This window comes from Methylobacterium sp. Leaf104 (genome assembly GCF_001422885.1).
GTDB lineage: Bacteria > Pseudomonadota > Alphaproteobacteria > Rhizobiales > Beijerinckiaceae > Methylobacterium.
In genome coordinates this window covers 44,286-57,456 of sequence record NZ_LMMZ01000037.1, presented here as the reverse complement: position 1 = coordinate 57,456, position 13,171 = coordinate 44,286, and the positions used below count along the sequence as shown (strand labels likewise).

At 65.1% G+C, this 13,171-nt stretch carries 12 protein-coding genes; 5 read left to right on the top strand and 7 right to left on the bottom strand.

The genetic code is table 11. The features are described from left to right. Window positions 1–2: 2 nt before the first annotated feature. The 7 genes from ASF49_RS17335 to coxB all read right to left on the bottom strand — a co-directional run bounded on the left by ASF49_RS17335 (window position 3) and on the right by coxB (window position 5,986). Entirely contained in the window at window positions 3–413 is a 411-nt protein-coding gene (locus ASF49_RS17335) for a DUF983 domain-containing protein (protein WP_056475741.1), read from the bottom strand. A 92-nt stretch (window positions 414–505) separates the two neighbouring features. Then, entirely contained in the window at window positions 506–1,363 is an 858-nt protein-coding gene (locus tag ASF49_RS17330) for a cytochrome c oxidase subunit 3 (protein WP_056475738.1), read from the bottom strand. A gap of 137 nt (window positions 1,364–1,500) precedes the next feature. Next, window positions 1,501–2,112, bottom strand: coding sequence for a cytochrome c oxidase assembly protein (locus ASF49_RS17325; RefSeq protein WP_056475736.1), 612 nt, complete (start codon window positions 2,110–2,112; stop codon window positions 1,501–1,503). A gap of 27 nt (window positions 2,113–2,139) precedes the next feature. After that, window positions 2,140–2,313, bottom strand: a complete 174-nt coding sequence (locus ASF49_RS24275) for a hypothetical protein (RefSeq protein ID WP_056475733.1) — start codon at window positions 2,311–2,313, stop codon at window positions 2,140–2,142. Next, window positions 2,310–3,260, bottom strand: coding sequence for a heme o synthase (locus tag ASF49_RS17315; RefSeq protein WP_056475730.1), 951 nt, complete (start codon window positions 3,258–3,260; stop codon window positions 2,310–2,312). Before ASF49_RS17315 ends, ASF49_RS24275 begins: the two co-directional genes overlap by 4 nt. A gap of 166 nt (window positions 3,261–3,426) precedes the next feature. Next, window positions 3,427–5,058 (bottom strand): cytochrome c oxidase subunit I, encoded by a 1,632-nt coding sequence (gene ctaD / locus ASF49_RS17310; protein WP_056475726.1) that lies wholly within the window; start codon window positions 5,056–5,058, stop codon window positions 3,427–3,429. An 88-nt stretch (window positions 5,059–5,146) separates the two neighbouring features. Next, on the bottom strand, window positions 5,147–5,986 hold the full coding sequence (gene coxB, locus ASF49_RS17305) for a cytochrome c oxidase subunit II (RefSeq protein ID WP_056475723.1): 840 nt from the start codon (window positions 5,984–5,986) through the stop codon (window positions 5,147–5,149). Window positions 5,987–6,299: 313 nt separating this feature from the next. Between coxB and ASF49_RS17300 the strand changes: the two genes are divergently transcribed. The 5 genes from ASF49_RS17300 to fdhD all read left to right on the top strand — a co-directional run bounded on the left by ASF49_RS17300 (window position 6,300) and on the right by fdhD (window position 13,135). Further along, complete coding sequence (locus ASF49_RS17300; protein ID WP_056475721.1) at window positions 6,300–7,208, top strand: LysR family transcriptional regulator; 909 nt, start codon at window positions 6,300–6,302, stop codon at window positions 7,206–7,208. A gap of 166 nt (window positions 7,209–7,374) precedes the next feature. Next, entirely contained in the window at window positions 7,375–7,848 is a 474-nt protein-coding gene (locus ASF49_RS17295) for a formate dehydrogenase subunit gamma (RefSeq protein WP_056475718.1), read from the top strand. Continuing rightward, window positions 7,845–9,404: a formate dehydrogenase beta subunit gene (locus tag ASF49_RS17290; RefSeq protein ID WP_056475715.1), complete on the top strand. Its 1,560-nt coding sequence runs from the start codon at window positions 7,845–7,847 to the stop codon at window positions 9,402–9,404. The genes ASF49_RS17295 and ASF49_RS17290 overlap by 4 nt, the downstream gene beginning before the upstream one ends. A gap of 13 nt (window positions 9,405–9,417) precedes the next feature. Then, complete coding sequence (gene fdhF, locus ASF49_RS17285; protein WP_056475711.1) at window positions 9,418–12,279, top strand: formate dehydrogenase subunit alpha; 2,862 nt, start codon at window positions 9,418–9,420, stop codon at window positions 12,277–12,279. Next, window positions 12,266–13,135, top strand: coding sequence for a formate dehydrogenase accessory sulfurtransferase FdhD (gene fdhD, locus ASF49_RS17280; protein WP_056475707.1), 870 nt, complete (start codon window positions 12,266–12,268; stop codon window positions 13,133–13,135). Before fdhF ends, fdhD begins: the two co-directional genes overlap by 14 nt. The last annotated feature ends 36 nt before the right edge of the window (window positions 13,136–13,171 follow it).

The following is a 13,171-nucleotide window of genomic DNA, read 5'->3' as shown; positions in this document are numbered from 1 at the left end:
GGCTACCGGAAGCGTCCCTGCTCGGCCTTGTTGGTGAATTGAAGGGCTGCGAGGACTCCCTTCAGGGGACGCACCAGCAGCAGGCTGAGCCCGATCGAAAGGGTGCCAGCCACGAGGGCGTGGACCCAGATCGGCGGCTCGTAGGTGATCTCCATCCACAGGGCGAGCCCGACCACGATGATGCCGACGATCGACATCACGAAGAAGGCGGGTCCGTCACCGGAATTGAAGCTGCCATAATCGAGGCCACAGACCTCGCAGGACGGCCGGAAGGTGAGGAAGCCGTCGAACATATGGCCCTCGCCGCAGCGCGGACAGCGACCGCGAAGGCCGGCGGAGACGGGGGAAGGCTTCGGCCGCGATGCGTCCAAGATCTGTAACTCCTCGTACGGCACCGCGCCGCTCGGTTTCATATGGGAATGACCCACGCGCTCTTCAGGCGCGCCCACGAAAAAGGGCGGCTCGCGCCGCCCCCTTCAATCCTGGCATGCGGTGAAGGCCGAGCTCAGTGGGCCGCGTGACCTGCTCCAGCGCCCCAGACGTAGATCGACGCGAACAGGAACAGCCACACCACATCGACGAAGTGCCAGTACCAGGCAGCGAACTCGAAGCCGAGGTGCTGGCGGGTGGTGAACTGACCGAGATAGGCGCGGTAGAGGCAGATCGCGAGGAAGATCGTGCCGATGATGACGTGGAAGCCGTGGAAGCCGGTCGCCATGAAAAAGGTCGACGAGTAGATGCTGCCCGAGAATCCAAAATGGGCGTGGGCATACTCGTAGGCTTGACAGGCGGAGAACAGGGCGCCGAGGATGATCGTCAGCCAGAGGCCGTACTTCAGGCCCTTACGATCGTCATGCAGCAGGGCGTGGTGCGCCCAGGTGATCGTCGTGCCGGAGGTGAGCAGGATCAGGGTGTTGAGGAGCGGCAGGTGCCAGGGGTCGAACGCCTCGATGCCCTTCGGCGGCCAAGTGCCGCCCGTGAAATCGACGCGCGAGGCCTGGATTGGATCGGCGGTGTACAGCGCCGCCTCGAAGTAGGCCCAGAACCAGGCAACGAAGAACATCACCTCGGAGGCGATGAACATGATCATGCCGTAGCGGTGATGCAGCTGCACGACGCGAGTGTGGTCGCCCGTGTTGGCCTCGTGCACGACGTCCTTCCACCAAGCGAACATGGTGTAGAGCACGCCGAGGAGACCGGCGCCGAAGATGTAGGGACCGGGAGTGAGCGTGCCGATCTGGAGGCTCTTCATCCAGAACACAGCGCCGAACGCCATCAGGAACCCCGAAAAGGCGCCGATCAGCGGCCAGGGACTCGGGGCGAGAATGTGGAAGTCGTGATTTTTGGCGTGCGCCTCGGCCATTGAACTCTTCTCCTACCCCCGACCTTCGGACCGTCACCGGCCTTCGATCCACTGAATGCATCGTTCCGCCCGGGTTGCCCCGGATTGTTGTGGCCAACCCTTATCCAGGGTCACGTGCTGTTGTCACGCTTGCGCCATCAAAAATTCGACTTCGTCCCCGTGCCGCCCGTTGTCGCAAGCGCGGCCGTGGGCTGGCCGTTCTTAGAGGCGAAGTAGGTGTAGGAGAGCGTCATCTCCGACAGGTGCGCCGTGTTCGAATCCTTGCGGACCTCGGGGTCGATGTAGAACACTACCGGGAAATCCATGGTCTCGCCCGGCTGCAGGGTCTGCTCGTTAAAGCAGAAGCACTGCACTTTGACGAAGAAACTGCCCATCAGCCCCGGCTGGACGTTGAAGGTGGCGATGCCGGTGGAGGGTGTGGTGCCCGTGTTCTTCACGCGGAAGAAAACGGTCTTGGTCTCGCCAAGGCGGGCCTCGACCTTCGGCGACTCCGCCTGGAAGCGCCAAGGCAGGCTCGACGCGACATTGGTGTCGAAATGGACGACCATGCTGTCGTCGATCGCCGCCACCGTCGGAGCGAGGCCGGTGCGCGGCGTCCCATCGTAGCCGGTCGCCTTGCAGAACATGTCGTAGAGCGGCACCGACGCGAAGGCGAGGCCGATCATACCGAAGGCGAGGCCTGCGCAGGCGAAGGCCGTGACGCCGGCCCGGCGTCCGGGTCCACGCTGGGCATGTCTGGGGTCGGCCATCAGATGCGTCTCCGTTGTCCGGCGCGATCAGATCGGGCGGTTGAGGACCTGGGGCCCGAGTTTCGCGATCGTCAGCACGTAGAAGATGGTCACGAGCGCGAACAGGACGGCTGCGATGGCAATCGAGCGCTTGCGGCGGCGCTGCGACTCCTCGGGCGTCAGCGGACGCGGGCTTCCAGGCAGGCCGGGTCGATCGCTCACAGGTTCACCGCTCGGAAGAGGCCGAGGCTCTGCTCCGCCAGCAGGGCCGCGAACATCAGGAAGAGGTGCAGGATCGAGAACCCGAACATGCCCATGGCCGCCTTGCGCTCGGGCTCGCCCTCGCGATTGCGAAAGACGTGGACGCTGAAGGCCAGCATGCCGAGGCCGCCGAGGAGTGCGGTCACCGCGTAGAGCCAGCCGCCGAAACCGAGGGCGACGGGTGCGAGGCCGAGGGGAAACAGGAGAATCGAGTAGGCGATGATCTGGCGGCGGGTCGAATCCGGCCCGGCCACGTTCGGCATCATCGGGATGCCGGCCTTGGCATAGTCGGCGGACTTGATGAGCGCGAGGGCCCAGAAGTGCGGCGGTGTCCAGATGAAGATGATCAGGAACAGGACCAGCGACTCGATGCCGATGGTGCCGGTGACGGCGGCCTGGCCCACCATCGGAGGAAGGGCGCCTGCCGCGCCGCCGATGACGATGTTCTGGGGCGTGGCCCGCTTCAGCCACATCGAATAGACGACGGCGTAGAACACGATGGTGAAGGCGAGGAGTCCGGCGGCCAGCCAGTTCGAGGCGAGGCCGAGCACCAGGACCGATCCCACCGACAACACGATGCCGAAGGCCAGCGCCTCGTTCGGGCGGATGCGGCCGTCCGGGATCGGTCGCTTCGCGGTCCGGGTCATCACCGCGTCGATGTCGGCGTCCCACCACATGTTCAGGCAGCCCGAGGCACCCGCGCCGACGGCGATCATCAGCAGGGAGATCGAACCGACCACCGGCTGGATGTGAACGTTGGAGACAAGCATGCCGACGAGGGCGGTGAAGATGACCAGCACCATCACGCGTGGCTTCAGCAAGGCGAAGAAGTCCGACACCTCGCCGCCGACCGGCGACAGAACTTGCGGCTCGGCGCCAGCGGGCAGGCTGTTCGACAGGCTCGTCATGGGTTCCTGATACGGTTCTCGTGTCCGATGGGGCTTCGGATCGCGCCGCGTGGCGCCGCCCTTTGCGAGAAGCCGCGGCATCGCTCCCATGAGCTTGGCCGAGGTTTCCGGGAAAGAGCGAGGACCGCTCGCGCGGTCCTCGCAATCCTCGAAGCTGTGGTGGGCCTCAGTGGTGGCCCGGTTCGTCGACGATCCGGGGAAGAGTCTCGAACTGGTGGAAGGGCGGAGGAGAGGACAGCGTCCATTCCAGGGTGGTCGCACCCTCGCCCCACGGATTGTCGGCGGCGCGCTTGCTGGAGCGGAACGCCAGGACGACGCCGATGAAGAACACCACCATGCCGAGGGCGAAGATATGTCCGCCCCAGGTGGAGACCTTGTGCCAGCCGGCAAAGGCTTCCGGGTAATCCGCGTAGCGGCGCGGCATGCCGGCAAGGCCGAGGAAGTGCATCGGGAAGAACAACACGTTCGCACCGATGAAGGCGAGCCAGAAGTGCAGCTTGCCGGCCCACTCGGGGATGATGTGCCCGGTCATCTTCGGGAACCAGTAGTAGACACCGGCGAAGATGATGAACACGGCACCGAGCGAGAGAACGTAGTGGAAGTGCGCCACGACGTAGTAGGTGTCGTGCAGGTACTTATCGACCGCCGAGTTCGCCAGCACGACGCCGGTGACGCCGCCGACCGTGAACAGGAAGATGAAACCGACCGCCCAGTGCATGGCGGCGGTGAAGCGGATCGAGCCGCCCCACATCGTCGCGATCCAGGAGAAGATCTTCACGCCGGTGGGAACCGCGATGACCATCGTGGCGAAGACGAAGTAGGATTGCGTCTGCAGCGACAGGCCGACCGTATACATGTGGTGAGCCCACACGACGAAGCCGACGACGCCGATCGCGACCATGGCGTAGGCCATGGCGAGGTAGCCGAAGACGGGCTTGCGCGAGAAGGTCGAGATGATGTGCGAGACGATGCCGAAGGCCGGCAGGATCATGATGTACACTTCGGGGTGACCGAAGAACCAGAACAGGTGCTGATAGAGCACCGGATCGCCGCCGCCAGCCGGATCGAAGAAGGTCGTGCCGAAGTTGCGGTCGGTCAGCAGCATCGTGATTGCGCCGGCGAGCACCGGGAGAGACAGGAGCAGAAGGAACGCGGTCACCAGCATCGACCAAGCGAACAGCGGCATCTTGTGCAGGGTCATGCCCGGCGCGCGCATGTTCAGGATGGTGGTGATGAAGTTGATGGCACCGAGGATCGAGCCCGCTCCGGAGAGGTGGAGGGCGAAGATCGCGAAGTCCACGGCCGGGCCCGGGTGGCCGGAACTCGACAGCGGCGGGTAGACGGTCCAGCCGGTGCCGGCGCCGGAGGAGCCGGGGGCGCCCTCGACGAACAGCGAGCAGACGAGGCTGAAGAAGCCCGCGACCGTCAGCCAGAACGAGATGTTGTTCATGCGCGGGAACGCCATGTCTGGCGCGCCGATCATGAGGGGCACGAACCAGTTGCCGAAGCCGCCGATCAGGGCGGGCATCACCATGAAGAACACCATGATGAGGCCGTGCCCGGTGACGAACACGTTGTAGGTGCCGGGATTGGCGAAGTACTGGAGGCCGGGCTCTTCCATCTCCATGCGGATGCCGAAGGAGAGGAACGCTCCCATGATGCCCGCGCAGAAAGCGAACAGCAGGTAGAGGGTGCCGATGTCCTTGTGGTTCGTCGACAGGAACCAGCGGGAGAAGAAGGACGGCATGTGGTGGTCGTGGGCGTCGTGGTGCCCCGTATGTGCAGCGGCGTTCGCCATGGATGCAGACCTTAGTCCAGGTTTCTCGTAATCATCTCGATGGTGGGATCGAGCGCCGCTCGAGGGCTCGGTCCCGGAATCCGCGCCCTTACCGGGCGTCGGCGAACTTCGAAGGGTCGTCGATGCGGGCGAACTTGGTCTTACCTTCCGCGAGCCACTTGGCGTACGCCACTTCGCTCACGACCTGAACCGTGATCGGCATGTAGGCGTGACGGGCGCCGCAGAGCTCGGAGCACTGGCCATGGTAGGTGCCCTCGCGCTCAGCCTTGAACCAGAACTGGTTCAGGCGGCCCGGCACGGCATCGATCTTGAAGCCGAAGGACGGCATCGCCCAGGAGTGCATGACGTCCGCGGCGGTGACCTGGATCTTCACGATCTTGTTCACCGGGACGACCATGTCGTTGTCGGTGCCGAGCAGTTTCGGCTGCTTGTCCTCGTCGAGATTGGCGTCGAAGGTGAAGCCTCCGCCGTTCTCGACGGCCGGGTACTCATAGGACCAGTACCAGGCATGGCCGATGACCTTCACGAGGACGTCGGCCTTCGGATCGGAGAGCTGCGTCCGCAGCAGACGGAACGACGGAATCGCAACCGCGACGAGGATCAGCACCGGGACGATTGTCCAGGCGACCTCGATCATGGTGTTGTGGGTGGTCTTCGAGGGCGTCGGGTTCGCCTTCTCGCTGAAACGGAAGACGCAGTAGAGGATCAGGCCGAGCACGAACAGCGAGATGCCGAACGACAGCCAGTGCATGCCGTGCTCGAACGAATGGATGTCCCGGGCGTTTTCCGTGACGGCGACCTGACGGTCCATCTGCCACGGCACGGGCTGACCGATACCGGCCGCGAGAGCCGAAGACGAAGAAACGAGGAACGCGCCGAGCGCGGCAAGCCCCCATGATGACCGGTGTTGCGCCTGCGTCGTCCGCATGTGCCTCTCGTGGCTCCCCGTGATTGTGATCGCCGATGCCGCGCGTCTTGCTGGGTTTATTCTAAATCGCAAGTGCATTTCGCGGATCGCTGGCCATCCGCGGGGCTGAACCCACGTCTCGCCGATTGGCGTGTCAGACCACAAGGCCGTGAGGTGCGCAACCGCAACAGCGTCGCATCATACGGGCCCGAGGCCTCGACTCGGGCATTTGACCGTCTATCGAAATGTCGCAGGCGGGCCCATTCATCCGTCGGAATTCATAATGCCAGCGAAGGCGCGATCCAACAGGATCTCCGCTGGTGGAGGCCCGCTTGTGATCGATCGACTGGAATTCATCCTGGCTCTCGCGCGCGAGCGACATTTCGGGCGGGCTGCCCAGGCCTGCAACGTCTCGCAGCAGACGTTGTCCGCTGGCGTGAAACAACTGGAGGAGCGCCTTGGTGTGCTTCTCGTGCAACGGGGCTCGCGTTTCCAGGGCTTCACGCCTGAGGGCGAACGCGTCCTCGACTGGGCGCGGCGCATCGTCGGAGATGCCCGTGCGATGCGGGAAGAGGTCTCGAGTCTGCGGCGCGGCCTGTCCGGTACCCTTCGGCTCGCCGCGATTCCGACGGCTACCCCGATCGTCGCCGCGCTGACGACGCCGTTCCGGGCGCGTCATCCCAACGTGCGTTTCTCCGTCCAATCCACCACCTCGGGCGAAATCGGGCGGCTCATCACCGACCTCGAGATCGACGCCGGCATCACCTACCTGGAGAACGAGCCCCTCGGTCGGCTGACCGCCGTGCCGCTCTATCGGGAGCGGTATCGCCTGTTGACGGCGATCGACGGCGTGTTCGGCGAGCGGGATGCGGTGACCTGGGACGAGATCGCGAGTCTCCCGCTCTGCCTTCTGACGCCGGACATGCAGAACAGGCGGATCATCGATCGGCAGTTGCTCAATGCGGGAACCATATCCGCACCGCTACTCGAATCGAATTCGATGATTGTGCTGCTCACCCATGTGCGTACGGCGAAGTGGGCGAGCATCATGCCGGCGGTCCTCGCCGACACCTTCCGTCTGAACGACCGCGTCCGTGCTGTACCCATCGTCGAGCCGGATCTGAGCCACCTGGTCGGCCTCGTGGTCCCAGAGCGTGAGCCGATGACGCCGCTGTGCGCCGGGCTCATCATTGAGGCACGGAACGTGGCCGCCAGCATCGCGCAGACGATCGATGCGCTTTGAGAAAAATTTGGGTGCGCGGCAAATCGCGACACCGTCACCATGCTTTTTTGCGTCGCAGCATGTCGTTCCAACAAAAAAGCGCTGTCACTCCACCGATCAGCGCGATTGATCAGAGGTTGGCGATATACCACCCTGGAATGAGAACAATCTTAGTCGGGTAGGAACAATGGTGCCGAACGAGCCCTGGAGCGAGCCACGCGCCGCCGGGATCATCGCCGAACACGTCCACCTCGAGGGCGCGACCCTTCCCATTCTCCACGCGCTCCAGGAGACCTTTGGCTATGTCGACGAGGGCGCCGTTCCGCTCATCGCCGATGCGCTGAATCTTTCGCGTGCCGAAGTCCACGGGTGCATCACCTTCTACCACGACTTCCGTCGCTCACCTTCGGGACGCCATCAGGTGAAGCTCTGCCGGGCCGAGGCGTGCCAAGCCATGGGCTCCGACGCGCTGCACGCGCAGATTCTCTCGCGCCTCGGAGTCGACTGGCACGAAACCACTCCCGACGGTGAGATCACCGTAGAGCCCGTCTACTGCCTCGGCCTCTGTGCCAATGGCCCCGGTGCCCTCGTCAACGACGAGCCGCTGGCGCGGCTCACCGCCGATTCTCTCGAAGCCGCCCTGACGGAGATGAAGTCGTGAGCATCACGATCACTGTTCCGCGCGACGCAGTCGCCCTTGGGCTTGGCGCGAACCGGGTCGCCCGCGCGTTGTTTGCCGGCGCCGAGCGCCGCGGCCTCGACGTCACCATCGTGCGCACCGGTTCTCGCGGCCTGCTGTGGCTCGAACCGATGATCGAGGTCGCAACGACGGAGGGTCGCATTGCCTACGGGCCGGTGACGCCCGCCGCCATCGACAGCTTGCTCGATGCTGGCCTCGTGGAGGGCGGCGCGCATCCCCTCCGTCTCGGTCGTCCGGAGGAAATTCCCTATCTCGCCCGCCAGCATCGACTGACCTTCCAGCGCTGCGGCGTGGTCGATCCGATCTCGGTGGAGGATTACCGGGAGCATGGCGGATACAAGGGCCTCGAAGCCGCCTTGAAGCTCGATGCCGCCGGCATCGTCGCGGAAGTCCGCGAATCCGGCCTGCGCGGCCGCGGCGGCGCCGGTTTCCCGGCCGGCATCAAGTGGAACACGGTGATGCTCGCGCAGGCGGAGCAGAAATATGTGGTCTGCAATGCCGACGAGGGAGATTCCGGCACCTTCGCCGATCGGATGATGATGGAGGGCGACCCCTTCAACCTCATCGAGGGCATGACCATCGCGGGCATCGCGACGGGTGCCACGCGTGGCTACATCTACCTGCGCTCGGAATACCCGCAAGCGTTCGCGACCCTGAAGGAAGCGATCGCCAACGGAACCCAGGCTGGTTTCCTCGGCAACAACGTCATGGGCTCGGGCAGGGCCTTCCATCTCGAAGTCCGCCTTGGAGCCGGCGCCTATATCTGTGGCGAGGAGACGTCGCTCCTGGAGAGCCTGGAAGGCCGCCGCGGCATCGTCCGGGCCAAGCCGCCGATCCCTGCGCTGAAGGGATTTCTGGGGCAGCCGACGCTGGTGAACAACGTGATGACCTTCACGGCGGTACCCTACATCCTGGAACACGGCGCGAAGGCCTATGCTGAGTACGGCATGGGGCGCTCCCTCGGCACACTCGCGATCCAGCTCGCCGGCAACATCAAGCGCGGTGGGCTGATCGAGTACGCCTTCGGAATCACGCTGCGCGAAATCATTGAGGATTTCGGCGGTGGCACACAGAGCGGCCGTCCCGTTCGCGCAGTGCAGGTGGGCGGCCCGCTCGGCGCGTACTTCCCCGACCACCTCCTCGACACGCCCCTGGATTACGAGGCGATGGCGGCCAACAAGGGCTTGGTCGGCCACGGTGGAATCGTCGTCTTCGACGACACCGTGGACATGGCCAAGCAGGCGCGCTTCGCCTTTGAATTCTGCGCGGTCGAATCGTGCGGCAAGTGCACGCCGTGCCGGATCGGCGCGACCCGTGGTGTCGAGACCATGGACAAGGTCATCGCCGGCATCCGCCCGACAGAGAATCTCGCCGTGGTCGCCGACCTCTGCGACGTGATGACGGACGGCTCGCTCTGCGCGATGGGCGGCCTGACGCCAATGCCCGTCATGAGCGCGATCACCCACTTCCCCGAGGATTTCCAGCAGCGCGGGCCGATGTCCGTCGCGGCTGAGTAAGGAGGCGCGACCCATGGCCCTCATCAAAGAGATCGACTACGGCACCCCGATCCGCGTCTCGGACCAGACCGTGACGCTCACGATCGACGGCATGAGCGTGACGGTGCCGGCCGGCACCTCGGTGATGGCCGCGGCGATGCATGCCGGCACGCAGATCCCCAAGCTCTGCGCGACCGACTCGTTGGAAGCCTTCGGCTCCTGTCGCCTGTGCCTCGTAGAGATCGAGGGACGGCGCGGCACGCCGGCTTCCTGCACCACGCCGGCCGAGAACGGCATGGTGGTCTCGACCCAGACGGACAAGCTCGCCAAGCTCCGCAAGGGCGTGATGGAGCTCTACATCTCCGACCACCCCCTCGACTGCCTGACCTGCGCCGCCAACGGCGACTGCGAATTGCAGGACATGGCCGGCGCGGTCGGCCTGCGCGACGTCCGCTACGGCTATGACGGGGCCAACCACGTCAAGCCGACCTCCGAGCAGTATCTGCCCAAGGACACCTCGAACCCGTACTTCACCTACGATCCGTCGAAGTGCATCGTGTGCAATCGCTGCGTGCGCGCCTGCGAGGAGACGCAGGGCACATTCGCCCTGACCATCTCGGGCCGCGGCTTCGACAGCCGCGTCGCCGCCGGTCCGACCGACTTCTTCGACTCCGAGTGCGTGTCCTGCGGCGCCTGCGTGCAGGCCTGCCCGACCGCGACCCTCCAGGAGAAATCGATCATCGAGCACGGTCAGCCGGATCACTCGGAGATCACCACCTGCGCCTATTGCGGTGTGGGCTGCTCATTCAAGGCCGAGATGCAGGGCACCCGCATCGTCCGCATGGTGCCCTACAAGGGAGGCAAGGCGAACGAGGGCCATTCCTGCGTCAAGGGCCGCTTCGCCTATGGTTACGCCACGCACAAGGATCGCATCACCAAGCCGATGATCCGTGAAAAGATCACCGATCCCTGGCGCGAGGTGACCTGGGAGGAGGCGATCGACCGCGCCGCCTCCGAGTTCAAGCGCATCCAGGCGAAGTACGGCAAGGACTCCGTCGGCGGGATCACCTCGTCCCGCTGCACCAATGAGGAGGCCTACCTCGTCCAGAAGCTGGTGCGTGCGGCCTTCGGCAACAACAACGTCGACACCTGCGCTCGCGTCTGCCACTCGCCCACGGGCTATGGCCTGATGTCGACGCTCGGTACCTCGGCCGGCACGCAGGACTTCGCCTCCGTGGCGCATTCCGACGTGATCCTCGTCATCGGCGCCAACCCTACCGATGGCCACCCGGTCTTCGCGTCGCGCATGAAGAAGCGCCTACGCGAGGGCGCCAAGCTCATCGTCGCCGACCCGCGCAAGATCGACCTCGTGAAGTCGCCCCATATCAAGGCCGACTTCCACCTGCCGCTGAAGCCAGGCTCGAACGTCGCCTTCATCAATTCGATGGCCCACGTCATCGTCACGGAAGGCTTGGTCGACGAGGCCTATGTCCGCGAGCGCTGTGATCTCGGCGACTTCGAGGCCTGGGCCCGCTTCGTCGCCGACGAGCGCCATTCGCCGGAGGCGCAAGCGACCTATACGGGCATCGATCCGGCCGAATTGCGGGCCGCCGCCCGCCTCTACGCGAAGGGCGGCGCCGCCGGCATCTATTACGGACTCGGCGTCACAGAACACAGCCAGGGCTCGACCATGGTGATGGGCATGGCCAACATCGCCATGGCGACGGGCAACATCGGCATGCTGGGCGCCGGCGTGAACCCGCTGCGCGGCCAGAACAACGTCCAGGGCTCCTGCGACATGGGCTCGTTCCCCCACGAGCTGCCGGGCTACCGCCACGTCTCGGACGATGCCACCCGCGAGACCTTCGAGGCGCTCTGGGGCGTGTCGCTCGATCAGCATCCGGGCCTGCGCATCACCAATATGCTCGACGAAGCCGTCGATGGCGCCTTCAAGGGCATGTACATTCAGGGCGAGGACATCGCTCAGTCCGACCCGGATACGCATCACGTCACCGCCGGCCTGATGGCGATGGAGTGCATCGTCATCCAGGACATCTTCCTGAACGAGACGGCCAAGTACGCCCACGTCTTCCTCCCCGGCGCCTCGTTCCTGGAGAAGGACGGCACCTTCACCAACGCGGAGCGCCGCATCTCCCGCGTGCGCAAGGTCATGCCGCCGCTCTCCGGCGTCGGCGACTGGGAGGGCACGATGCTGCTCTCCAACGCACTCGGCTATGCTATGAACTACAGCCACCCGAGCGAGATCATGGACGAGATCGCATCGCTGACTCCGAGCTTCTCCGGCGTCAGCTTCGCCAAGCTCGACGAACTCGGCTCGATCCAGTGGCCGTGCAACGATGCCGCCCCTGCCGGCACGCCGATGATGCACGTGGACCGCTTCGTGCGCGGCCTCGGCAAGTTCATGATCACGGAGTACGTGCCCACGGAGGAACGTACGGGACCACGCTTCCCGCTCATCCTCACCACGGGTCGAATCCTGTCGCAGTACAATGTCGGCGCGCAGACCCGCCGTACCGAGAATTCGCGCTGGCACGAGGAAGACGTGCTGGAGATCCACCCCTTCGACGCGGAGGTGCGCGGCATCGTCGACGGCGATCTCGTCGCCCTGGAGAGCCGCTCGGGCGATATCGCTCTGAAGGCCGTCGTGTCCGAGCGCATGCAGCCTGGTGTGGTGTATACGACCTTCCACCACGCCAAGACCGGCGCCAACGTGATCACCACCGACTACTCGGACTGGGCCACCAACTGTCCCGAGTACAAGGTCACGGCGGTGCAGGTCCGGCGGACGAACCGCCCCTCCGATTGGCAGGCGCGGTTCTTCGAGGAAGATTTCTCGTTGACCCGGATTGCGACCCAGCTGAATGCGGCCGAGTGAGCACGACGTTCTGAGCCGACCCGAAGGGGACGCGGCGGTCGAGACCGCCCGGCGCGTCCCGACGTTGATCGTCGCCTATGACGATCCGGAGCCGCGCAACGGCACACGGCCCCTCGCGGTCGAAATGCCGGTCAACCTCGTCTACGGAACGGTGCCCTATGCCGTGATGATGACGACGCCCGCTGACCTCGTGGATTTCGCCTACGGGTTCAGCCTCACCGAGGGCATCATCGCTGCGGCCGACGAGATCCGCTCGGTTCAGGTCGAGGCGGCTGCGGCGGAGGGCGGCATGCGACTGCTGGTCGACCTCGTGCCGGGACGCCTGCGCGAGCACCTGGCTCGAAAGCGCGCCATATCGGGTCGCACCGGGTGCGGCATCTGTGGGATCGACGACCTCGCCTCCCTGCCGAAGGCGGAAGCGCCGCTGCACGGGGCTCGACGAGTCGGCATCGCGGCGATCCAGCGGGCGCTGCTCGCCATGGGGGACGCGCAGCTCCTGAACGCCGAAACGCGAGCGGTCCATGCTGCGGCCTGGGCAGACCTCGACGGCACTCTCGTGGCGCTACGCGAGGATGTCGGACGCCATAACGGCCTCGACAAGCTGATCGGCGCCCTGATCCGGCGCAAAACCGATCCGGCGGATGGCTTCGTGGTCATCACCAGCCGGTGCTCGTTCGAGATGGTCGAGAAGGCGGCGAGCCTCGGCGCCACGGTGCTGGTGGCGATCTCCGCCCCGACCTCTCTCGCCATCGACCGGGCGCGCCTCCATGGCATGACACTCTGCGCCATCGCCCGCTCAGACACCCTGACGGTCTTTACCGGCCGCGAACGCCTCGACCTGCCGGCGCAGCCCTGACGCTGCGCACATATCCCGTTCCCTCGACAGAGTTTT